Source organism: Pseudoalteromonas sp. 2CM39R (assembly GCF_023161845.1).
The window spans coordinates 198,728-220,838 of the sequence record NZ_JALNTM010000010.1 but is presented as its reverse complement, the minus strand read 5'-3'; the positions used below and the strand labels follow the sequence as shown (position 1 = coordinate 220,838).

The window sequence follows — 22,111 nt, the reverse complement described above, 5'->3', positions numbered from 1 at the left end:
GTGTAATGAAGCCTATGCTCGATGACACCATTAAAGTAATCATTTCTAGCCAATGCCAATTGGGCGAAGGTGCCTATTTTGCTAAGGCACATAACTGTTTATTTTGGGTCGATATTTTAGGGCAGCGTTTGTTTCGTTTGCAGTGTCAATCGATGCGAGTTAGCCAGTTTACTATGCCAGAACCGATTTGCTGGGTGATGGAAACCGAGCAAGCAGAGCTAGTTGCAGGCTTTGCGAAAGGCGTTTATAAACTAAATAGTGAAGACTTTAGCCGCGAGCTTCTTTACTCAATCGATCACGAACCCTCACAAAACCGCTTAAACGATGGTAAAACGTCTCGCCAAGGCTTTGGCTTTTTTGGCTCAATGGACTCTCAAGAGCAAACCAATAGTGGCAAGTTATACCGTTTTGGTCATGGTCAGGCTCCGAAAGCAGTTGATCATGATTACACCATTAGCAATGGCCCTGCGGTAAGTAAAAATGGCCAGTTTCTATATTCTACAGACTCAGATAAACAAACAATCTACCGCTTTACTCTGAATGAGCATGGCGAGCTTGCTGATAAACAAGAGTTTATTCGCTTTACTGACAATATGGGTTTTCCTGATGGCATGACAGTTGATAGCGAAGATCATCTGTGGGTTGCTGCATGGAATGGTTATGGCGTGTATCGTTTTGCTCCAAACGGTGAGCAAGTGCAGTTTATTCGCTTACCCGCACCGCGTGTTACGAGTGTCGCATTTGTAGGTGAAGAGCTCACGCACCTGGCGGTGACAACTGCGTCAGTAGGGCTAGAAGACTCAGTACTCGCTGATTACCCTCACAGTGGTGGCGTGTTTATTCTTGAGCCGGGCGTTAAAGGTATTGCTGAAACGCCCTTGAAGCTATAGGTTTTCCATTACTTGATAACGCAACTCGCCAATAAACGAGCGTGCTGCAGGACCCAGTTTGTCACCATCTTTAAAGAGTAAATGTAACTTAGCGCTGCGACTGCTGTTATGGGTTAAATTAAGTGCTTTCATTTGCCCTGCCGCAAGTTGTTTTTCTATCGCGACTTTTGGTAACCACGCAAAGCCCAGTCCATTACTGATCATATCAATTGAAGTGCGTAAATGAGTAACAGTCCAGCGTTGATCGGCACCTAACCAGCCACCATCTTGTTTGTGCTTATTCGCTGAATCGCGAACTACAATTTGGCGGTGTGATTTTAAATCTTCGAGGGTGATTTCACGCTCTATCTCATGCAAGGGGTGATCTGGGTGTGCTACAGCAATAAACTCGATATCACATAACTCTTCGTGAAAGTTTGCTGCAATTGGAAAGCCGGTAATGGCAATATCAACCTGATCGTTTTCGAGCAGCTCATTGCCCCCCATTAGCACAGATTCATGCAGCTCAATACGCAGTTGCGGGTATTGCGATGACGTGTCGTTAAGTACTTTATAAAGCAGTTGTTGTGGGAAAATAGCATCAACAGCAATGCGTAACTTACTTTCGATACCTTCACCCAAGGTTTGCCCAATGGCCTCAACTTTAGCTGCTTCATCAAGTAAGTAATTAGCACGGCGCAGCATCATTTCGCCGGCTTCAGTGAGCACGGTTTTACGGCCTTGAATGCTGAATAACTTTACATCGAGTGCAGATTCAATTTTGCCAACTGCATTATGAATACTCGATTGGCTTTTATGAATACCTTGTGAGGCTTGGTTAAAGCCTCCAAATTCAACAACAGCACGAAACATGCGCCACTGTTCTAGCGTAATTCTTAGCATGATGTTCCTTTGCTTACTTAACTACCTAATAGTACCTGTAAATGCTGAAAAAGTTTACTTTTTAGGTGAGGGCAACTCAATATACTCAAGCTCATCACCGGGAATTTTAGCAAACCGCTGTGCTTGCCAATCTTGTTTTGCTTGCTCGATGCGCTCTTTGCTGTAAGCAACAAAATTCCAGTGTAAATACGGGACTTTATTGAATTTACTGCCACCGAGTAAAATAAAGCGGCTGTGCACCAGAGTCGTTATTTCGTGTTCACTGTCATCAAGTAGTACAAAGTCGCCTTGGGTATAGCGAGTATCACCCACACTAATTTCACCGTAAATAACATACACAGCGGTTTCATGGTGAGGATACGGCTTAGTTATATGGCTACCTTGCTCTGCTACCGTATCTACATAAAACATCGGTGAGTAGCTTTTCACAGGGGAGCTTAAGCCATAGGCATCACCGACAATGAGTCGCATCAGCACGCCTTTTTCGATTTTCTCAGGCAATTGCTGTTTTTTGATATGTTCAAAACGCGGTGCTATTTCGGTCATACTTTCAGGTAAAGCAACCCAGCATTGCAGACCATTAATGTCGTGCTCGCCCGCCCGCACTTCAAGGCTTTCTCTTTCTGAGTGAACTATACCGCGACCTGCGGTCATCCAGTTAACATCGCCGGGTTCTATTTGTAGGCTATTACCTAGCGAATCGCGATGGTAAATACTGCCAGTAAATAAATAAGTGAGCGTTGATAAGCCAATATGAGGGTGAGGCCTCACATTTATGCCTTCACCGCGAGGAAAGTGATTTGGCCCCATGTGGTCAAAAAAGATAAATGGGCCAACCATTTTTTTGTCAAAATGAGGCAAGATGCGTTTTACATCGAGCCCACCAATATCATGGCTGGTTGCTGTTAATAACGTTGCCATATTCGCGCCCTCTTAAAAACAAATTCAGCCAATAACCTAGGTTATTGGCTGGGATAAATATTATGCCTGACTACGTTTTAACACTAGTTGATCTAGGCTGATTTTGCCTGCACCAACACTGGCTAATGCTAAAAAGCCGCCTGCCATTGCAATGTTTTTGTAGAACATTAAAAATTGCATTTGATCATCAAGCTGAAAGTGGAATAACAAAGCACTAACTAGGCTGAAACCAGCAAAAGCGACAGCGGTTAGTTGTGTTAAAAAGCCTAGTAAAATAAATAATCCGCCAACAATTTCAAAGGCAATCACAAACGGCAGTAAGAACTCTGGTAAACCTACTGATGCCATGTACTGTGCTGTTGCATCAAAAAATTCTATTTTGCTAAATCCGGTCAGTAAAAAGATGGCCGATAAACCAATACGTGCCAATAAAGTGCTAATATTTTGTAAGTGTGGTTGAGCTGAGATTAAAGTAAAAAGTTTCATAGTAGGTATCCTGTTTAGTTAAGCAGTGTGTCTGCGATGGAGTAACTATAAGTTCACTTTAAAAGAATTAAAAATTGTAAAATTAGTGTTTATCATTCTTTAAAAAAGAACATAAAAGGAGGTTGAATATGAAGTTGTTGTTATTAATAGGGTTTTGTTTTTCGGTGGCTACAAGTAGCTTGGTGTTTGCCGAACAAAATTTACCAAATAGTCGTCATTATGAGTTGCTAGCTTCAGATATTGCGGTGCAGCAAAGCTGGCAAGTTAAAGACACAATTAAAGGTTATGAGATGCTGGAATATCAAATTAACCTTAATAAAGGCACTACTTTAAAGGTTGATTTTGCTCCATCAAATTCAAGCAACTACTTTAATATTTTACCAAAAGGCAACCCAACTGCTTTGTTTGTTGGCCCGGCAAAAGGTGATCATGCCGAGATTAAAATTCCTGATAATGGCGATTATGTGATTCGGGTGTTTCTCATGCGCAATGCTGCGCGCCGTGATGAGCAAAGTGAATTTACAGCAGATATTAGCGTCGTAAAAAGTACATTAAAAGGCATGCACCCAAGCTGGGATGTCGATGGTGATGGGGTAAATGATTGCGAGAAAGACGGTAGCTGCGATCACACGGTTGACTACAGCCTTCCTCGAAAGTCGAATTAGGCCTTTGCTAAGGCCTAATCAGCATATTATTCAGGCGCTACTTCAAGCGTTGTGAACAATGAATAGCGTACGTTATCGATATCAGCCTCTGTTGGCTTTTGATTTACAGATGCTTCAATCAAATACATATCAGCGTGAGCGAATGTCACAGTAAAGAAACCTTTCTTGTCGGTTGTTACTTTAACTTCGTCACGCTCATTACGGTAGCGAGTACTACCACGAACAATAGCAAGCTCAACGTCAGCTGCTGGTTTGCCATCCATTAGTAATTGGAACTTAGCTTCTTCACCAGCAAATAGATCGTTCGGGTGAGTAGGGCCTGAAATTTCTAAGCCCTGACCAAGCAATGTTGGCTTAGAAGTACCATTACGGCTAACAAAAGTATCAACAGTTGCAATTGATTTTACAGTGCGCACGTCGGTTGCGCCTGCTGGTAGGTCTGCTTCTTTTTTACCTGCGAAAACACGGCCGCGATTGCCGTCTTTATCTTTATAGAAAGTCATTAGCATTGGCTTTTGCTGCATAGCAATATGGTAAGTACCATCTTGCGTTAAGCTCACTGCCGCTGAGTTTTTGCGTTTTAAATAGTATGCACGAATCGTTTCTTCAACCGGCTTACCATTTGGAGCAAGGGCAATTAATAAGTTGTCATCATACTCTGCGCCTTTTTGTTTTGGGCGGTATGCTTTATCTGGGCTAAACAACTCATTAGAAATACTGGCATCGATCATCACATAGTGAGTTTTCTCACCAGATAAAGAAGTGTGAGATGGCATTAACCAACGGGCATGTGCTTGTGCATAGCCAGATGCAATTGCTGTGAAGGTCACGGCGCCGATCAGCGCCGTTTTTAATAATTTTAATTTCATTGTTTGTCCTTAATTACTGGTAATGGTAACAAAGCTAGTCGCGAACTCTTTTTCGCCTTTAATTGTGACTTTGCCGTCTTTCGTTAAGTCGATTTCAACGCGGGTGTAATCTCGGCCACCTTCTTCACGTACAACTTCAACATTTAGTAGGTAGCTACCAGGTTTAACTGGATTACCTTTTAAATCTTTACCTTGCCACTCAATGGTGTAAGTGCCTGGGCGTTTTGTTGCACCTGTTACACCATCAAAGCTGTCGTTGCTACGACCTGCTTTTCGCCACCACTGACGTAAGTCTTTAAACCATTCAGCTTTTTCGACCCAAAGTGCAATAGTGGTAACGTGTTTACGTTCAGGTGTTTCTAGCCATAACGCCACGTAAGGGCGATGATATGGGGAAACATCTAGCTCAGGTAAGGTAAATTCAACGGTTAGGTTGGGATCTTTTGCAAAGCTCAGTGGGCTGAACAAACAGCCAATTAGTAGAGCAACGAGTAAGTGGGCTTTTTTCATTAAGATACTCCTTTAAGTTGAGGCACCCAAACTAGATAAATAACCAAAGGCGTGGCAACACCAAGCAGCGTTAACCAAAGGCCTGCGGCACGTTTTTTACGGTTTTGAAAGAGAATAAATAATCCGGTAATAGCAAACAGAATCATCAAAACAGCTGAGATATCAATCACCCAGCTCCATGCTTCGCCTGTATGGCGGCCTTTGTGTAAGTCACCAATCAGACTCATAAAGCCACCAGTTTGATAATCAATATTAAGTTCACCGGTTTGAAAATCGATTTCGGCATAGGCAAAGCCAGCCGGAAGCGGGTAGTCGAGCATTACCAAGGCATCTTCTTTTTCCCACTCAATACTTTTTACATTGCTGAGTGAAAACTGCTGTTGCATGTATTGCTCTATTTCAGGGTAAAGGCTTGGTAATGTGTCGAGGTTTGCTTGTGCTTTTTCGAATAGCTCTGCAGAAACAAGTAGTTGGTTCTGACCATTATGTTTATCATTTTCGAGCCAACTAACGTGGTTAAGAATGATGCCACTGACACAAAATAAAATAAGCAAAAAGAATAAGGCCGTTGAAAGGTATATGTGTAAGGCGCGGCTAACGCTATAAAAGCTGCGTTTGTTAAATGAGAACATAATGCGGTTTATTCGTTAAAGATACAAATATGATAATGATTTGTATTACTGATAACAAGCAGGTTTACGTTCTTTACATTTCTTTGTGCTAGAAATGAATAGCGAGGTAAGCCATAACAGCTAGTTGCGAACTGAGAAAACAAGCAAGCAACATCAAGCGCATCTGTGTGGTTATATTAACTTGAATTAGGGTTGGTTTATTTGGCTCAGATGGGCGGTTAATTAAATAGGCTAATACGCTCAATTCAATCACTGCTACTAAATACATCACCCAAATTGGCGCGGCACTTTGTAGTAAAAAAGCATATCCGATAGCCATACCAAAACCTGCTAATAACTTAGCACGGGTAGGGACAACCTTATGCTCTTGCCAAAACCTTAACGGTTGGCCGTATCTGGGGTGGTTTAGCAGCCAGGCAGAAAGCTTGGGTGATGAGCGGGTAAAGCACGCCAATGCTAGTATAAAAAAGATAGTCGTCGGCATCACAGGTAATGCAATACCTATGATACCTAAACCCACCATCAATAACCCGAGTAATTGATAGCAGCCATTTTTATAGGCGGTAAACGCCGCTCTCACATTCATCAATAAAGTTGAGCCTGATAAAACTTAAATCGTTGTAGTGCTTGCTCGGCACCCTCTATCAAGGTGGCTTGTTGCTGTTCACAGAGCTCAAGGTTATCAATAAGATGACTTAGTTGACAGCCTTTAGAGTATTCACTGGCTTTAGCAAGGTAGCGTGCACCACGTTGATTATTTAACTTTAGCTCAGCTTCTACCTGTTTGCCTAATGTAGCTGCAGAAAATTGCGCTCCTTCAATTACATACAGCCAACCAAGTACATAGGCAAAGTCGGCATTTTGAAAGCGGCAGGGGTGCTGTTGATGATTTGGTAATGGGTGCTTTAAATCATCTAAGTCCTGCTCAATTAAAGATAATCGGGTACGATCATGTAAGTTATCTATATATTGATGTAAACCAGCATGCTCGTAGAGGCCTTTTAATTCTAACTGGTAGACATACTGTAAGGTTAAAAACTTTTTATAGTTATCTAAATCAGCACTAGGCGCTAACTCTAATAAATGATGATCAATATCATCGGTTATGATGCTTATCGCTTGTTTTAGCTTTTCAGCTCGAGAAAGTAGCTCGAGTATTGGCATGAATATGTTCCTCAGCAACGTCTATAGAGTAAATGCACGGGGTATTTGATGTTGTCATAGGGTTATACCCATAATTTCTAAGTGATAATCAGACAAAGCTTCTGTACAGCTTTTAACAATAAATCGGGCTTAGAATAGCGCTATATAATAATGATTTTCATTTGTATAGCCAGAAAATGTTTTTACTAAAGGTACAGATCGGACCTTAGCCTTAAGCATAGTGGACTACTTGGGAGTGAAGTAAGAAGTTTGCTAGTAATGAATGAACGTTAAGAGTAGCGTGAGGTTGTTGTGTGGTTTCGAGTAAATAAAAAAGCAAGGAGGCCAGCTCCTTGCTTTCACTTAATTAAGCGTATCTTAGAAGTAATAACCTATATTGATATTGAAGCGGGTTTCAGTCTCGTCGCTGTCGCCAGCAATTGAACCACCAACAAATGGTTGGTTTTTCGCTTGTACAAAATCAAAGTAAGTGAATAAGCCACCTGCGGCAACAGATACACCGGTTACATTCATCCATGTATCTTCGCTGTTATCTGACTTGTCATAAATGATGCCGTAGTCATTATAAAACTGCAGGTTTGTTACCGGACCCCACTCTACAGGCAGGCTGTAAGCGATATTAGCATTAGTCATGGTCGCTTCTGCGGCAATACTATCGTAAAACGCATAAGCACCCACAGCCATACGGTCGACGTTGTCGATATCGTAGTTATATTCACCGTGCTGGAGCTGGAAATTCCATGGGCCAATTGTGCTATTTAAGTGCACCGCCCAGGCGTAGTAATCGCCGGCTTTATCTTCACCATCATGCAAGCCACCCGATAATGCAGAAACACCTAGCTCGGTGGTGCCGCCGTCATGCTCAAAGTGATAACCATAACGACCAGAGAAGGTGTTGTATTCTCCAATCGCATTGGTTGGTTCGGCATAAACACCTTCATCAGCAGAGCGGAAACCCACAACATCATATGAATAGCGGTCGCTTCTGTCGCTTACATAACCGTCAACGCCACCTAGCTCATCATTTTTGAAAAAGCCCAGATCAATTTGCCAGTTATCAGCAATTTTGCGTTTAAATAGCACACCTAGATCATGATCATCTTCAAGACCAATATAGTAGGTAGTACCAAAGAAGTAGTTGTGTGAATTATAAGGCCAGTTACCAAAAGGCACTTTGGTAATACCTGCCTGGACTTGCCAGTCTTCGGCAAAATCATAGGCGGCATAAGCATACTTAACTGCAGTCATATAATCGAAAAAGCGAATCTCGGCGTTAAGTTGTACATCACCGACATCACCAGCAAAGTTTAATCTAAAGATGTCAAAATCGAAGTCGCCGCCACGGTTTTTATTACCATCGTTATATGATGTATGGCTGAAGTTGGTACGTACTGCACCGCCGACTTTAATGCCAGATTCTTTTTTAGGTGCTTCAACAGCCGCCGTTTGCTGCTCAAGTTGCTTTTGTTGTTTTGCTACTTGTGCGTCAATCTGTGCTTGTTTCTCGGCTTGTTGCTGCGATTGCTCTTCCGCAGCATCCAGCTTACTTTGCAGTTGCTGCATTTGCTGTTTCAGTAATTGCAGTTGCTTTTGAAGGTCATCAATTTCAGATGCCTGACTCAGACTTGAAGTTGTACCCAAGGCTATTGCAAGGGCTAACTTTGATAGTTTAAGCATGTATTTTCACTAGTGTTGGAATGGGTACTATCAAGCATAGTTGATATTTAAGCTGAACCCAAGACTAGCCACAGAAAATTAATATTAATCAACCAGTTTTAATTTCTACTGTGGTTCTAATGTCTTGGTGATTGCGCCAACCTCAAGCAGTGGTGAAGCATCGAGTTGATCAGCATCCATCATTGCGGCAATACGTTGCATTGATGACAGCAGCAAACTTTGCTCCCACTCATCGAGTGCTGAGAACTTTTCAATGAAGTGTTCTTGCAAGGGTTGAGGTGCTTGATCTAATAGCTGTTTACCCGCTTCTGTTAGGTGCAAACTAACTCGGCGTTTATCTAATTGGCTACGCACGCGGGTGATCAGGTTACGGTTTTCTATACGGTCTAAGATATTGGTAACCGTAGCCGGGCTTAGATTTACATTTTGTGCAATTCGACTAGCGGTGATGCCATCGGTTTGTGCAACCTCATTCATAATAAGTAATTGTGGGCTCGTTAAGCCTGAGGTTTTGTTGAGCTGTTTTGAATGAAGGTCGATGGCTCTGATCACTTTGCGCAGCGACACTAATAGCTCGTCATACTTTTGCATGTTTCTGTCTCTTAAATAAGGCGGTGTGGAGCAACCGCAATCAAAAAATTTTACACATCTAATAAATTGAGTTCAAATAAATAATGACTATATTGCTTATAATTTATGGCCATAAAGGTTGTTTTTGTGCTTTTAAAATAATTAGAGCAGAAATTAAAAAGCAAAAGTTAAAATTTAGATGGAGTAATTGTTGTTAACACTTAAAATGCAATTACGAGGTGACACCATCACTTTGTAGTAAAACAATTTATACAAATAACTAAATATTATTTACTAAAAGCCACTGCATTGGGTAAGGTGGATTTTTCTTTCATTAAATGGGACGAATTATGAAGTTATCGCCATCAGTAACGATTGAGCAAAGTGAAACCGGGCTTGAATTTATTAAAGTTGCTAGTGAGTTTTGTAGCGCAACTATTTTTCTGCAAGGTTCGCAGATCACTGAGTTCACGCCAACCGATAAAAAGCCACTATTATGGGTCTCAGAATTAGAAGATTACCAAGAAGGCAAAGGTGTGCGAGGCGGTATTCCGATTTGTTGGCCATGGTTCGGAGTAAGCCAACATGAAGGCTGGCCAGCTCATGGTGTTGCTCGCACAAGTTTATGGCGCGCAGAAGAAGTGAAAGAACAAGACGATTCTATTTATATCAGCTTGTCATTGCCGATGACGCAAGTTGATGAAAAGTATTGGCCTTATAAAACTAAGTTATTGGCTGAGTTTATTTTAACCTCTAGCTTAGAGATGCGTTTAACAACCACGAACTTAGATAACCAAACTGTACAGTTTACTCAAGCACTGCACACGTACTTCCCAACACCAGCAATTGAAGAAACAAAAGTAGATGGTCTGCAAGGTGCGAAATACATTGAATTTGCTGAAGGTCCATTTGAGCAAAATGAGTTAGTGTCGTTTGCACGTGAAACAGACATGGTTTACACCGAAGCAAAAGACACTCAGCGTATCATTACACCTGATGGCATTATTGAAGTAGGTCGCGAAAATTCAACATCGTGTGTTCTTTGGAATCCATGGATTGATAAATCAAAACGCCTTTCTAATTTTGCTGATGACGAATACCACGTTATGCTGTGCTTAGAAGCGGCTAATGTCCTTGATGATAGTGTTGAACTTGCACCAGGAGCAAGCCACACACTTGCAACAAAACTACGCTGGGTATAATTTATAACATATAAAAACTCAGTGTTAGCACGTAAGGCCGGCACAGCTGGCCTTTACAAGGAATTACCGTGTTTAGTAATCAACAAATAGAAACCCTTCCAAAGCATCAAACGATTCAATTCCAACCACTTGCTGATAATGCGATATGGCATGTACAACTAAATTGGTTGTTGTTTTATGTGCCTCTGATGGCCGTGATCATTGCGGTACGGCACTTTAATCCTGCCGTTAGCGAAGTTATTGCTACACCTTGGCTTTTGGTTTTGCCATTGTTGGTAATACTGTCGATGGTTTACAACCTTTACAGCGTTCGCGCTAAAGGGGTGGCAGTAAGAGAGCATGATATTGCCTTTAAGCGAGGTTTAATTTGGCAACAAATCACTTTATTGCCTATTTCTCGCGTGCAACACACCGAAATTCATCGCGGCCCGATTGAGCGAAAGTTAGGACTCGCAACACTCAGGCTTTACAGTGCGGGTGGCATGAGTGCTGATTTACATATCAGTGGGTTAACTGACAAGCAATGCAATGATGTTCGCCAGTTCGTGCAAAGTTATGGTGATAATGCAGCAACTCAAGAAAATGAGCTTGCCGATGAGTGATCAACAATGGCAACGCGTGTCGCCATGGGCGCTACTGTATTTTATTGTGCACTTTGCACTGCGCTTCATAAAAGATGGGCTACTTAATTTACTGCCAATTTTGGTGTTATTTGTTACGCAAGTTGAGCAAAAGCTGTTTTGGGGGCAAATAGCTGTTGCCGTAGCCTCTTTAGTTTTAGTGCTGTATGCCTTTGCTTATTATCGTAATTTTAAATACCGCATAACAGATGGTCACGAAATACTGCTCAATAAAGGGGTATTTAAAAAAGAGCGGCTAACCCTAAAATTTGCTCGAGTACAGAACGTAAACATTGCCGAGCCTTTTTATTTTCAGCCAGTTAATTTAGTTAATTGTATTTTCGATGCCGCCGGTAGTAGTGCTCAAGAAGCTGTTATCCCAGGAGTTAAGCTTAGCTATGCCGAGCAAGTTCGTGAACAAGTTATGGAATTTAAAGCTCAGTTACAACAGCAAGAGCAGCTACCTGTTGAGCAGAGCGAAGCAACAGATAAACCGAAAACCTTAACGATCAGCAATGCTGAAATTGCTAAATTTGGTTTGATGTCGAACATGGCAATTTTAGCATTGGCTGCGCTTGCCCCATTTATGAATGTGATTTTTGAGTACCTCGAAAAAACCATCATAAGCCGCCTAGAGACCATACTGAATGAGCAAGCTGCTTTTGTTGGCAGTGCTGCCGCAATCGCTGTGTTAATTATGGTTGTTGTCATTGTGTTATGTGCCATTTTACTTTCTGTTGTCATGGCTTTAGTGCGCTTTTTTAACTTTCAGCTGTATTTTCAGGACGATAAGTTTAAGCGCGTGGCAGGTTTATTTGAGCGCCAGCAACTCTCGATCAGCGTGTCGAAAATTCAAAGTGTACAAATCAAACAAAATATTATTGCCAGGCTCCTTAATCGCTATACCTTAATTTGCCCACAAGTGAGTAGTGGTGGTATGGCAGCTGGGGTCGCGGCACATAAAAATAAACAAACGTTAGTGATGCCAGTAATCACCAAAGAGCAAGTGCAAGCCGTGTGTGGCTGGTTATTTCCATGGTTTGTTGATTTAACAGAGCTTAACTTTATTAAGCCTGAGCGAGCTTTACTTTATAAAAATACGTTTTTATATGTGATCCTGCCAACTGTATTTTCTGCTTTAATTTTCAACGCCTTATTTGATGCTGCTACGATGCTGTGGAGCAGTGTCGTAGGCTTAGTTTTGATGACCGGTGTGTTTTTGAATTATCAAAAAACGGGTTTGGCTATGTATCAACATGACGGCCGTTTTTTTGCCGTATTTAAAACCGGCATGCTGGGTGTGCAGTATCGTGTTTTTGAAATCTATAAAGCGCAAAGCGTCACCACAATAAGCACTTATTTAATGCGCCGATCACAGCTTAAAAGCTTGTATATACAACTAGCTTCTGGTTCAGTATCAATGCCTTACTTAAAAGCAGAGCTGGCTGAGCAGTTTGCTGATTTCGCCCTATATGAAATAGAAGGCGTTGAGCGGAATTGGTTTTAAATGAAAATAATTCTCAATATCATTGACTCATTTTAATATCGAGGTATACTAGCGCAACGTCAATAATCACGGGTGCGCAATGATTTATTTACTACCTATTTTAGCTATTTCAGGTGTTGTTGCCTTACTTTGTTATGCACGTTCTCAGCAGGAGTGTAAGGGCTTATGTGTGAGTGTTGCCGTTACAGCAATTGCTTTACTCGTAACCGCAGCTTTGGTCATCGCGGGGCTCGGTGCACTAAGAAGTAGCCTGATGTTTGCCGTGACTATTTTTATTATTTATCAATTACTCGGTCTAGGGCGTGCTGACCCTTTATGATTAATTTTGCAGCAGTGTGTTTGGTATTTAGGCAAGGCAGAGCCTATGTAGTGTGGTTGTTCCACATAAATAGGCGATAACGCAGCATTAATGCCAAACACGCGCTGCCCTCCGGGTTCTTCCTAGGGGCGATTAACTCTTTGTTGCTCGATTTTTACTTAGCCCACTAGGTTACAAATCTCGCGCCGCGATTAAATCGCCCCTAGAGTGAACAAATTTCAATCAACAAGGGTCAACACGCCCTACAACCGCTAAAAATCGAGTAATTTCTTACACTTTTTAACTTCAGCCTTTTAAAAAAGCATCGCATACTAACCCTTAAATTAAGCAACTTGCTAATCAAGGATTGTGATGAAAAAAGCTCTGTTAACTGTGGCACTACTTGCTGCTAGCCACGCTTCAAGCCAAGAGACTTGGCAAACTATTCATACCGAGCACTTTAATGTGCATTTTAGTACTGAGAACCAGCAATGGGCCCGTTCAGCGGCAACAGAGCTTGAAATTGTTCGCGATAAGGTACTAAAACAGCAAAACCGTGCTCTTGATGAAGTGGTCGATGTTCTGGTTTTTGACCCATTTAACGCCTCCAATGGCTTTGCTTTGCCGGTGACTAACAAGCCTTTAATGGCTTTGTTTACTACGCCTCCACAATCCGATACGGTGATTTCTAACACCGATGGCTGGCAGCAGTTATTGATTTTGCACGAATATATTCATTTGGTGCACCTTGCTCAGCCTACTCGAAGTGACGTGCGCCAAGCTATTCGTAATAGTTGGGATATTTACGACTTAGTTGATGGCCAAATGCCGCGCTGGGCTGCAGAAGGGTATGCAACGCTACTTGAGTCGAAAATGACAGGGCGGGGTCGTTTGTACGATAACCTTTCAGAGGCAATACTGGTTGAATTTGCCCAGCAAGGTGCATTGCCACGATATAGCCAATTAAATAGTACCGAAGGGGGCTATTTAGCTGGCTCAATGGCGTATTTAATGGGTTCTCGTTTTCTTGCTTGGCTTGAAGAGAACTATTCAGCGCAAACTCTCGATGCAGTTTGGACCCGCATGCAAGCGGTTAAAGCGCGTGATTTTAATGAGGCCTTTAGCGGAGTATTTGGCGACTCACCTGAACGCCTCTACCGCCGTTTTATTGCCGAATATACCTATAAGGCAATGGCTAAAGAGGTAAGTGAGCAAACACTTACAAGTAAGCTTTGGTTGGGGCTTGATCTATACGCCTCGAACCCTGTTTTAAGCTTAGATAATACTAAGCTTGCCATTGTTGAGCGCAACAAAGATGACGAAACCCGTTTAGTCATTTATAGCACTGATGACAATCAACAGGCTGCTGATGATTTTGCGAAGCAGCAACAAGCGTTACTCGATGATGACCCTGCTGATATTGCAGATAAAGCCCCCAGTGTTTTTAAGCGTAAGCAAAAACATGTGCTTCACCAAATTAATAGGCAGGGTATAAAAAACCCCCAGTGGTTAGACGAAAATACATTGTTTTTCACCGCCACAACAACTGTTGCTAAAGGCTCAATTCAAGGTATTTCTGATCTATACCGCTATGATATTGATACAGGTAAAGTGAGCGCATTGACCCATCATGCAGGGCTGCGCCGCTTTAGTATCAGTGATAACGGGCAAACGGTTTATGCTGAGCAAACCAAGCATGGTTTCTCTGAGCTAGTGCGCCTTGACCTCAATACGGGTGTCGCTACGCCTTTATTTGAGAAAAGCCTAGAAACGGTTTATGACTATCCATTACTAAGCCCTAATAAAACACAACTTGCCTATTTAAAAGCGACATTGAATGCTAATTGGCAGTTGTATATACAAGATGTAAACTCTCAGCAATCAATAGCAGTGCCTATGCCTGATGGTTATCAGTATGTGTCACAACCTAATTGGCAAGCCGATGGCAAAGGGCTTTATTTTGTCGCCGGTAAAAATGCCGCTCTCGATTTATATCATTATGATCTACAAAGCAATTCACTACGACAATTAACGCAAGGCCAAGAAGCTGTTGCACACCCAATAGCAATGAATAACGGTGAACTTTTGTATTTATCGATCACTGCTGAAGGGCCGAATATCAAGCATTTTGCTGAGCAACCACAAGGATTAGAGGTTGTTGAATTTGCTAAAAGTGCAGCGCCACCACGAGGGCAAGTAACGAGCGAAGTATTACCTGAGGCTAAAATCTACCCGCAAAGCCCAACTGAGCCAGCCGATTATGATATTTGGCAGCAAAAACCCACCTTTTCATTGGCATCTCAGTATTATTCGGCCTCATCTTCGCTGCTTACCCTTGGGGTCAAAAGTAACGACTTTTTAAAGCAGCTTGATTTACAAGCGGGCTACAGTGCTGATTTACATGACAAAGCATTGGAAGGGGTGTTTGCGGCCGCTAAGTACTCAGCGTTTGATTTAAAATTTAAAGCGCTGTTATTTGATTACGACCTTGAATCGGCAAAACAGTACCATTCACAAATACCGGTGAAGGTAAGTAACACTGGGGCGCATTTAGCCATGAGCTACCCGTTGCAGTTTCAGCAGCTTAGAATTACACCGAGTTTGAGCTATAACTACAGTGATTTTAGTAAGGGGGATGATCAATGGTTAACCCTTGGACTTGAACAAAAATGGCAACATGATAGACAGCGATACGGTTTTGCTCAGTCTGTGAGTGCTCAGTGGTTATCCGGTGATGCTAACTCGAATAATTGGCAGGGCTATAACTTTGCCACCGTATTGAGCGGTTATGCTTTTGATATTCCTGTTTATGTTAATTTTACACAGCAATATCGCGATGACAGTATTCTTGCTCTTGGCGGTTATGAGTCAAACTTAATTAATAATGACACGCAAAGCGGCTTTGTTGTCGCTCCTGAGCTGCCGTTTATTAGTCAATCAGGTAGCCGCTATAAAGGTTATGGCGGGGGCATTAGTTACAAAGATTCATTACCTTGGCTTTATTACCAACAGCATCAAGTTGATAACCGAGTCTATGCACAAAGTTACGGGCTAAAATGGCGAGGAGACTTTAGCTTTGGTATGGGGCCCGCTGGTTTAAACGATGTAAACCTTGATTTTGGCGTCGCCCGGGTAGAAGGCGACGACTTCGAAAATGATTTACGCGCTTGGCTAAGCTTCTATTACTCGTTATAGCCTAGTGTTGGTCTTTTAAGGCGAAAAGCTTTGCGTGATATAGCGCCAGTTTTTCGTCTTTATTTTCTATCTCAATGGCTTTTTCTAACCATTCCTTACTACTTTGTTCATTACCTTGCTGATAACTAATAATCGCTAATTCTATATAGGGTTCAGATAAATAAGGGGCTAATGCAATAGCGTCTTCGAGTTGTTGCTTTGCCTTGAAAAGCTTGCCATTGTTACGGGCGTTAATTGCCGTTGCCAGTAACTCGAATGGATCCTGCTCTAGCATCGCCAACTGTGAATTGAGCTGCTCAGCCAAAACCTGATCATTCAGTTGCTCGGCCAGCACTGCGTAATTATGTAGTAAATTTGTATCGCTAAAGCCATGCTGCATTGCTGTTTGATAAATATGTTTTGCTCCAGCTAAATCACCCGCTTGGCGATGTAATACGGCGGCTAGATTATAAAGTGATGCCGCATTTGGGGTGTATTCATTGGCTTTTAATATATAACTGTAGCTTAAGTCGAATTGTTTCAAGGCCAGTGCTTTAGCAGCCAAGTTACTGTAATAGCGGCTAATTAAGTCTTTTAATTCAGCGCGGCCAGAGTAAAAGCTGCCACGTGCAGGGAAGTAATCAATGACTGTGCCTGGCGGCACCAAGTAATTATCGTCCTCATTTAAAGGGGCGTAGACTTTGGTACGAAAATGGCCCGATACATACACGATGTTATTTTGTTTGCTATAAACAGGCTCACTGGAGACCGCTTGAAAGCCTGTTTGAAGTCCTGCTAGTTGAGCATAAGCATGGGTTAAAATTGCTAAGCTAATACAGTTACCTTGATGACCTTGAAGAGTCTGCTGGGCATTGAGTGTGGCGCTAAAGTAATTAAAATTGGTGAGTTTATTTTCTAAATAGTGATATAGGATTTGGTCATCCCTTAAATCACCACCTTGACGTTCGGTAAAATAATTAAGAAAACGTTTCTGCTCATCTGCAGGAAGCGTAAATAGCTCAGGGTCGCTAAGTTCAACGTGTTTAAAATGTGCTGCATTGAGTAAGCTGGCCACACTCGGTGGTGGCGTTGGTTGTTGTTTTGTACTCTTGCATCCAACTAAAAAAGTACTTAAAACAAGCGCATATAAAATTGACTTCATTGCTTAACCCTCCTGAGCACTATTTAATCAATGTACCCAGATCACATTAATTATTCAAGTTAGTCGTTAGTGTCATCAGCTGTAAACAGCTTGTACGGATATCTTGCCAATAGCCTGTTGTTTATTTTTTATTCTTTATTGCATTCTAAAGCACTCTCATTACAATGCCGCGCTCTTTTAAATTGCTTTAAAAACAGGTGTTTACTGTAATTTTATGGGTGATTTATAAACTGCTAACTTATTAACTAAATTGTAACGAGAGAGGTCTGTTTTGGCGCACTTTTTGCCGATTATTTCATGCTTTATTTTAGCGTTTAGCTTTTATCCGCTTTTAAATAAGATCCGTAAAAATCGCAGTGTGTCGGGCGTTTCGCTGTTAATGATGAGCTTTGGTGTCGCGCAAAGTTTATATTTCATCACCTTTAACCTGTTTTTTCAGCGTTTTTACATGGTTTTGCCATTCGTTGTAACAGGCATGCTAAGTGGCGTGATTCTTTACTATTTTGTTCGTTACAATGCCGCACGAAAGCAACGCATGCAGCTAGCTGGGTTATTAGCCATCTCGGTCGTGCCTTTTGGTTTGTTACTTAACCCTCATTATGAAACAGCAACGGTGCTTAACTGGCTAACCTATGTAGGTTTAGTCATGAGCTCTATTCGTGTTATGCCGCAGACTTATAAAACCATTAAAAGTGGTGATATTAGTAATTTAAGTGCGCGCTACTTTAGCCTACAGTTTGTTGCTGGAAGCTGTGGCCTCGCTGCCGAACTTGCTATGGCGACACCGAGTGTGTCTCACATACTGACCTTTGTAATGATTCTACTGACTAATGCCGCGCAATTGGGGTGTATTCAGTATTATAAATCGCGCCCTGCAATGGCTTAAATGTCTAAGTAATATTCCGTTTATTAACTCGTTGCTTTATGGCACATTATCTTATCGCTATCGAAAGGATAAGATATGAATTGGAATCAATTAGGCTACTTATGTCGATTATTATCGCCAATAAGTGGCCTAAATAAAGCACAGCAAGAAGCGCTTAGTGCCCCGCAACACATAGAAATTTATAATGACGGGCAAAAGAATAGTCCATTAGCCACTAAACTTGCAAAAGACCTTAAAAAAGCTGAAGGTGAGCAGCAGCAAAGGTTAGCGTTAAGTTATGCAGCGTTATCATCAACACTAAAAGAGCACTCTTTCGACTATAAAACCAAGTTGCTCTATCTTGGTGTACTTTTCTCAGTTTTCATCCTCGTTAACTTCATTTATCAGCAATTTGTTATTCCTTCATTCTCAAATGTGTTTAGTCAATTTGATGTGCAATTTACAGAGCACCTGGCTAATTTAGCTAGATTCTGGCTAGTAGCAAGTATTGCGCTCGGCTTGTTCTTGATGGTTATTGTATTGACTGTAAATGCGCTTCGACAGTTTGCAAATCTGACTTTAATGAGCGCTTCATCAGCCCAGTTTGAGTTAATAATCCCTAAAAAAATTAGGCACAATTATGATGCGTTAGTCGCATTAATTGAGTTCCCATTGTATGGAACATTACAGAACGATAATCGTGAGTTATCTCATTTAAAAACATGCCAAAGTAATGGCTTGGATATTGCCCAAGAGCTAGAGCTCCTCGTCGCCAATAAACTTGAAAGCTTACGCGGCGATATCACAGCGCATATCAACAGACTCATCACTGTATTTAGTATTTTATTGGTGATATTAATTGCCCATTTCTTAGTGGGAGCATATGAGCCTCTATTCTTAATGGGAGAGATAGTATGAAAAATAAAGGATTTACGCTGATTGAGTTAATGGTTGTAGTAGCCATCATCGGCATTTTAGCTTCTGTTGCATTACCACAATACAGTCAATATATTCAGCGCAGTGAACTAGCTGATCCCTTAGCAATGGCGTCAACTATTCGAGAAGACGTTACAGCTTTTTACTTGGAGCACGGTCGCTTTCCAAAAAACAATGAGCAAGCAGGTGTCCCTGCAAGTAAATTTTTAATTGGTAATCGAGTTACGGGGATCACTGTTGAAGACGGAGCGATTCATATTAGCTTGGGCAATAAGGTATCTATGCCTTTGCAAAATACAGTATTAAGTTTTCGCCCTGCGGTTGTTGTCGGAAGCCCTACAAGCCCTATCGCTTGGCTTTGCGGGTTTGATAAACCTGTAACGGGTATGCAAGCGGTTGGTGAGAATAAAACGACTGTGCCAAAAGATATATTACCTTCATCGTGCATTGATCGGCGCTAACTTTTAAAAAAGGCTGCCAAGTGGCAGCCTTTTTTGTGTAGTTTTACTTATGCTTCGAGGGCTTTACTAATTAAGCGATCGATATATTGCTTATGGGCTTTAGCTGCGGTGTCTGCACCCCATGGTACGCTCATATCAGCAATTTGATTTAACTGATAAAGCGCGGCAGCTTTGGCTAGGTTATCGTGCTTGCTCGCTTTGCCTAAACCAGCAATCGCGATTAGCTGATTCACATATTCAACTTGTAGATTGTGACTTAGGGTATTTGCTTTTTTGCTGTCTACAAAAATGCTTGCTGTTAAGTCATTCATAAATTGGTTAAGTGAATACTCGTTGCCATACATTGCGCTGTCTGAAATACGCAGCATAACTGCTGGGTGCAACAACTGAGCAAGTACCAGCTTTTGCATACCTAAAATCATGCCATGTGGTTTAGGGTCTTCGTTCTTACCATAATGATTAAAACCACGACGCTGCTGTAGCAGGTAGTTATACAGTGGCTGCATGCTCGAAAGTACATTTGGCGAGAATACTTTGTCGGCTAACACTTGCATTGCATGTTGCTGACGCTCAAGTGGTACTGGCGTAAATGGTGCACCATTTTTGTCATCGCCCACCACATTACGTTCTACATAAACACCACCAATTTGACGAGATACCACGCCTGCTTGTGTTCTGTAGCTTCTAAATAAAATGTTCGCTGAGGTAACTAGCTGCTGGTATGACTCACCATTAACCGTGGCATTGTCTTTAAGTTCAGTAAACAGCTTATTGATAAGTTCCATACGATCATCAGCATATGCGGCAGGGTTAGATGACATATCACCAATCATTACACGTGGGTCGATATGGCGGCCTGGGGCACGCATATCATCAGCATCATTACCAAAAGCTAAAGCATGCTCAGATGAGCGAGAGAGAATTTTTTCAAGGCGCTGCTGCTCAGCGGCTTTATCTGCTAATGCTTGGCTGTAGCCATACTCAATCGCCCAATCATCGTAAGGGCCAGGTTTTGTTTGGAAGATATCACCTTGTTGCATGCCAATAGGGGCAATGTTTGCTGGTGCATAGTCCATAACTGAGCCCGTTACGATACCTTGCGTTTTACTCTTATCGTGAACTTCTTTTTCATCCCACAAAATAGATGATTTCATATTGTGGTTAAGGCCTAGGGTATGGCCCACTTCGTGTAAAACTAGCTGAGTTAAGCCTTGGCGTAAAATCTCTTTGTCTTCAATGCTCGCACCTGTGCCTAAGCCTTTAGCAAGTAGCATGTTTTCTTGAATGCTGTGGCCCAGTGAGCAATGTAAATCTGTGCTGTTTTGGCTAGTTTCAAGCGTGGCTGCACCTTGAGTGTATAAGGTGTCGTACATCCAACGGTTTTTCATGAAAACATACTCTAACATGATGTCAGAGCCTAAGATTTCACCGGTTAATGGGTTCGCAAGGGCAGGACCATAACCGCCAAATGGAGGGCGCGGTGATGCAGTCCAACGCAATACATTGTAGTTAATATCGCCCGCATCCCAATCGGCGTCATCAGGTTGTACTTTTACTTCGATGGCATTTTTAAAGCCCGCTTTTTCAAATGAGCTATTCCATGCTAGTACGGCATCACGAATAGTGTCTCGCCACTCAACTGGCGTAGTATTTTCAATCCACCAAGTAATCGGTTTAACTGGCTCAGACAGTGCCGCTGACGGGTCTTTCTTTTGTAAGTCCCAGCGCTTGATGACATCTTCATAAGGAGCCCAATCCGCTGATGTCATATTGTCGAATTCGTTAGTGAAATAACCAATACGCGCGTCATCTTGGCGAGCTTGATAATCATTTTTCGGTAACGCGACAAATGAATGCTGTACTTTAATTGAAACATTACGAGGGTCGCTTACAGCTTTTGAACCTCGTACTGTTGGGTTAGCATTAGAAAATACATAATCCACCACAACATCTAGGTTATTTGGGTAAGGGCGCTGTTTAACAATACGCGATTTTTTGTCGTTTAACTTACCAAGTTTAAAGCGTTTGCTGGCATTTTTATCTTTTGGGTTTGCCCAAGGTGACACTTTATGCAGTGCTTCACTTAAAAAGAGCTTATCAACTTTAAAAGCAATTTTACCGTCTTCTTCTTTTTCGATTTTAATACTCGCAAGGACAGCTTCGCTGATGTTGGCATCGGCAGAGCGTGCTAGGGCTGAGTTTTCATCAAATTTATAGCGCGGTGTTTTGCTAATAATATCAATGCGGTCAAAGTATTTACGAAACTCAATTAGCTTTGTCTCGCGATATGCCCCTCTGAAGTGGCCTGCGTCAGTAACACCATCAACGGTGTGAGCAAAGTACACAAATGGTGTATCAAGTTGAGATTGGTCGATAACCATTAAGTTATCGCCGGTTTTCGCATCTTGGTAAATGCTGAAAACACCAGCAAACTCGCTTTTATCTTTGATCATTTCAGCCAGTGTTTTTGGCTTCTTTTCTTCTTTTTTCGCTTCGGCGGTGTGGCCATTCATGGCAAACGCTAAGCTTAGTGCCAGCGCAATGTTTGTTATTTTCATTGTTAACTCGTTCCTTTTATTATTTCTCAATCAAGTTTAATGAATTAACCCCTTGATAAAAG

At 41.9% G+C, this 22,111-nt stretch carries 21 protein-coding genes and 1 pseudogene; 10 read left to right on the top strand and 12 right to left on the bottom strand.

Annotated features, from left to right (window positions below):
• The first annotated feature begins 5 nt into the window (after positions 1–5).
• A complete protein-coding gene (locus MTF66_RS22140; RefSeq protein ID WP_248528779.1) occupies positions 6–890 on the top strand; it encodes an SMP-30/gluconolactonase/LRE family protein in 885 nt (294 codons plus the stop codon).
• Here the strand turns inward: MTF66_RS22140 and MTF66_RS22135 are convergent.
• Genes MTF66_RS22135 through MTF66_RS22125 form a run of 3 tightly spaced genes read right to left on the bottom strand, consistent with a single transcriptional unit; the run spans position 885 to position 3,179 of the window.
• Positions 885–1,772 (bottom strand): LysR family transcriptional regulator, encoded by an 888-nt coding sequence (locus tag MTF66_RS22135; protein WP_054562975.1) that lies wholly within the window; start codon positions 1,770–1,772, stop codon positions 885–887. The two genes, MTF66_RS22140 and MTF66_RS22135, sit on opposite strands and share 6 nt — an antisense overlap.
• Before the next feature lie 54 nt (positions 1,773–1,826).
• Complete coding sequence (locus MTF66_RS22130; protein WP_248528777.1) at positions 1,827–2,693, bottom strand: pirin family protein; 867 nt, start codon at positions 2,691–2,693, stop codon at positions 1,827–1,829.
• Positions 2,694–2,753: 60 nt separating this feature from the next.
• Positions 2,754–3,179 carry a DoxX family protein gene (locus tag MTF66_RS22125; protein WP_054562973.1) on the bottom strand — a complete coding sequence of 142 codons (426 nt, stop codon included), beginning with the start codon at positions 3,177–3,179 and terminating at the stop codon, positions 2,754–2,756.
• Between the two features lie 128 nt (positions 3,180–3,307).
• Here MTF66_RS22125 and MTF66_RS22120 point away from each other — a divergent pair, with 128 nt between their 5' ends.
• Positions 3,308–3,844, top strand: a complete 537-nt coding sequence (locus tag MTF66_RS22120; RefSeq protein WP_248528775.1) for a hypothetical protein — start codon at positions 3,308–3,310, stop codon at positions 3,842–3,844.
• 26 nt (positions 3,845–3,870) lie between these two features.
• Here MTF66_RS22120 and MTF66_RS22115 read toward each other — a convergent pair whose 3' ends face one another.
• The 7 genes and pseudogenes from MTF66_RS22115 to MTF66_RS22085 form a co-directional block, all read right to left on the bottom strand.
• Positions 3,871–4,713, bottom strand: a complete 843-nt coding sequence (locus MTF66_RS22115) for a DUF4198 domain-containing protein (protein ID WP_248528773.1) — start codon at positions 4,711–4,713, stop codon at positions 3,871–3,873.
• A gap of 9 nt (positions 4,714–4,722) precedes the next feature.
• Positions 4,723–5,223 carry a DUF2271 domain-containing protein gene (locus tag MTF66_RS22110; RefSeq protein WP_055198551.1) on the bottom strand — a complete coding sequence of 167 codons (501 nt, stop codon included), beginning with the start codon at positions 5,221–5,223 and terminating at the stop codon, positions 4,723–4,725.
• Positions 5,223–5,855 (bottom strand): PepSY-associated TM helix domain-containing protein, encoded by a 633-nt coding sequence (locus tag MTF66_RS22105; protein WP_058586042.1) that lies wholly within the window; start codon positions 5,853–5,855, stop codon positions 5,223–5,225. The genes MTF66_RS22110 and MTF66_RS22105 overlap by 1 nt, the downstream gene beginning before the upstream one ends.
• A gap of 196 nt (positions 5,856–6,051) precedes the next feature.
• A pseudogene (locus tag MTF66_RS22100) lies at positions 6,052–6,441 on the bottom strand (YbaN family protein); the annotation flags it as partial.
• Positions 6,441–7,019: a biliverdin-producing heme oxygenase gene (locus MTF66_RS22095; protein ID WP_248528771.1), complete on the bottom strand. Its 579-nt coding sequence runs from the start codon at positions 7,017–7,019 to the stop codon at positions 6,441–6,443. The pseudogene MTF66_RS22100 and the gene MTF66_RS22095, both read right to left, overlap by 1 nt.
• Before the next feature lie 357 nt (positions 7,020–7,376).
• A complete protein-coding gene (locus MTF66_RS22090; protein WP_248528769.1) occupies positions 7,377–8,696 on the bottom strand; it encodes a porin in 1,320 nt (439 codons plus the stop codon).
• A 105-nt stretch (positions 8,697–8,801) separates the two neighbouring features.
• Positions 8,802–9,287, bottom strand: a complete 486-nt coding sequence (locus MTF66_RS22085; protein ID WP_248528767.1) for a MarR family winged helix-turn-helix transcriptional regulator — start codon at positions 9,285–9,287, stop codon at positions 8,802–8,804.
• Between the two features lie 329 nt (positions 9,288–9,616).
• On the opposite strand from MTF66_RS22085, the gene MTF66_RS22080 reads away from it, so the two are divergent.
• From MTF66_RS22080 to MTF66_RS22060, 5 genes are all read left to right on the top strand, one after another.
• Complete coding sequence (locus MTF66_RS22080) at positions 9,617–10,468, top strand: D-hexose-6-phosphate mutarotase (protein ID WP_248528765.1); 852 nt, start codon at positions 9,617–9,619, stop codon at positions 10,466–10,468.
• 68 nt (positions 10,469–10,536) lie between these two features.
• Positions 10,537–11,070: a PH domain-containing protein gene (locus MTF66_RS22075; RefSeq protein WP_248528763.1), complete on the top strand. Its 534-nt coding sequence runs from the start codon at positions 10,537–10,539 to the stop codon at positions 11,068–11,070.
• The gene (locus MTF66_RS22070; RefSeq protein WP_248528762.1) at positions 11,063–12,595 is read left to right on the top strand and encodes a PH domain-containing protein; all 1,533 of its coding nucleotides are present in this window, start codon (positions 11,063–11,065) and stop codon (positions 12,593–12,595) included. Before MTF66_RS22075 ends, MTF66_RS22070 begins: the two co-directional genes overlap by 8 nt.
• Before the next feature lie 79 nt (positions 12,596–12,674).
• Positions 12,675–12,914 carry a hypothetical protein gene (locus MTF66_RS22065; protein ID WP_158685563.1) on the top strand — a complete coding sequence of 80 codons (240 nt, stop codon included), beginning with the start codon at positions 12,675–12,677 and terminating at the stop codon, positions 12,912–12,914.
• Positions 12,915–13,265: 351 nt separating this feature from the next.
• Complete coding sequence (locus MTF66_RS22060; protein WP_248528760.1) at positions 13,266–16,088, top strand: hypothetical protein; 2,823 nt, start codon at positions 13,266–13,268, stop codon at positions 16,086–16,088.
• Between the two features lies 1 nt (position 16,089).
• Here MTF66_RS22060 and MTF66_RS22055 read toward each other — a convergent pair whose 3' ends face one another.
• Positions 16,090–17,229: a lipopolysaccharide assembly protein LapB gene (locus MTF66_RS22055; RefSeq protein WP_248528758.1), complete on the bottom strand. Its 1,140-nt coding sequence runs from the start codon at positions 17,227–17,229 to the stop codon at positions 16,090–16,092.
• Positions 17,230–17,500: 271 nt separating this feature from the next.
• On the opposite strand from MTF66_RS22055, the gene MTF66_RS22050 reads away from it, so the two are divergent.
• From MTF66_RS22050 to MTF66_RS22040, 3 genes are all read left to right on the top strand, one after another.
• Positions 17,501–18,115, top strand: coding sequence for a PQ-loop domain-containing transporter (locus MTF66_RS22050; RefSeq protein WP_248528756.1), 615 nt, complete (start codon positions 17,501–17,503; stop codon positions 18,113–18,115).
• Between the two features lie 75 nt (positions 18,116–18,190).
• Positions 18,191–19,012, top strand: coding sequence for a hypothetical protein (locus MTF66_RS22045; protein WP_248528754.1), 822 nt, complete (start codon positions 18,191–18,193; stop codon positions 19,010–19,012).
• The gene (locus MTF66_RS22040; RefSeq protein ID WP_058586059.1) at positions 19,009–19,491 is read left to right on the top strand and encodes a pilin; all 483 of its coding nucleotides are present in this window, start codon (positions 19,009–19,011) and stop codon (positions 19,489–19,491) included. Before MTF66_RS22045 ends, MTF66_RS22040 begins: the two co-directional genes overlap by 4 nt.
• A 47-nt stretch (positions 19,492–19,538) precedes the next feature.
• Here MTF66_RS22040 and MTF66_RS22035 read toward each other — a convergent pair whose 3' ends face one another.
• On the bottom strand, positions 19,539–22,049 hold the full coding sequence (locus MTF66_RS22035) for a zinc-dependent metalloprotease (protein ID WP_248528752.1): 2,511 nt from the start codon (positions 22,047–22,049) through the stop codon (positions 19,539–19,541).
• Between the last annotated feature and the right edge of the window lie 62 nt (positions 22,050–22,111).

Bases quoted from the DNA above. Each gene is read 5' to 3' on its own strand.
- MTF66_RS22140 (WP_248528779.1), top strand. From the start codon at position 6: ATGAAGCCTATGCTCGATGACACCATTAAAGTAATCATTTCTAGCCAA.
- MTF66_RS22135 (WP_054562975.1), bottom strand. From the start codon at position 1,772: ATGCTAAGAATTACGCTAGAACAGTGGCGCATGTTTCGTGCTGTTGTT.
- MTF66_RS22130 (WP_248528777.1), bottom strand. From the start codon at position 2,693: ATGGCAACGTTATTAACAGCAACCAGCCATGATATTGGTGGGCTCGAT.
- MTF66_RS22125 (WP_054562973.1), bottom strand. From the start codon at position 3,179: ATGAAACTTTTTACTTTAATCTCAGCTCAACCACACTTACAAAATATT.
- MTF66_RS22120 (WP_248528775.1), top strand. From the start codon at position 3,308: ATGAAGTTGTTGTTATTAATAGGGTTTTGTTTTTCGGTGGCTACAAGT.
- MTF66_RS22115 (WP_248528773.1), bottom strand. From the start codon at position 4,713: ATGAAATTAAAATTATTAAAAACGGCGCTGATCGGCGCCGTGACCTTC.
- MTF66_RS22110 (WP_055198551.1), bottom strand. From the start codon at position 5,223: ATGAAAAAAGCCCACTTACTCGTTGCTCTACTAATTGGCTGTTTGTTC.
- MTF66_RS22105 (WP_058586042.1), bottom strand. From the start codon at position 5,855: ATGTTCTCATTTAACAAACGCAGCTTTTATAGCGTTAGCCGCGCCTTA.
- MTF66_RS22095 (WP_248528771.1), bottom strand. From the start codon at position 7,019: ATGCCAATACTCGAGCTACTTTCTCGAGCTGAAAAGCTAAAACAAGCG.
- MTF66_RS22090 (WP_248528769.1), bottom strand. From the start codon at position 8,696: ATGCTTAAACTATCAAAGTTAGCCCTTGCAATAGCCTTGGGTACAACT.
- MTF66_RS22085 (WP_248528767.1), bottom strand. From the start codon at position 9,287: ATGCAAAAGTATGACGAGCTATTAGTGTCGCTGCGCAAAGTGATCAGA.
- MTF66_RS22080 (WP_248528765.1), top strand. From the start codon at position 9,617: ATGAAGTTATCGCCATCAGTAACGATTGAGCAAAGTGAAACCGGGCTT.
- MTF66_RS22070 (WP_248528762.1), top strand. From the start codon at position 11,063: ATGAGTGATCAACAATGGCAACGCGTGTCGCCATGGGCGCTACTGTAT.
- MTF66_RS22065 (WP_158685563.1), top strand. From the start codon at position 12,675: ATGATTTATTTACTACCTATTTTAGCTATTTCAGGTGTTGTTGCCTTA.
- MTF66_RS22060 (WP_248528760.1), top strand. From the start codon at position 13,266: ATGAAAAAAGCTCTGTTAACTGTGGCACTACTTGCTGCTAGCCACGCT.
- MTF66_RS22055 (WP_248528758.1), bottom strand. From the start codon at position 17,229: ATGAAGTCAATTTTATATGCGCTTGTTTTAAGTACTTTTTTAGTTGGA.
- MTF66_RS22045 (WP_248528754.1), top strand. From the start codon at position 18,191: ATGAATTGGAATCAATTAGGCTACTTATGTCGATTATTATCGCCAATA.
- MTF66_RS22040 (WP_058586059.1), top strand. From the start codon at position 19,009: ATGAAAAATAAAGGATTTACGCTGATTGAGTTAATGGTTGTAGTAGCC.
- MTF66_RS22035 (WP_248528752.1), bottom strand. From the start codon at position 22,049: ATGAAAATAACAAACATTGCGCTGGCACTAAGCTTAGCGTTTGCCATG.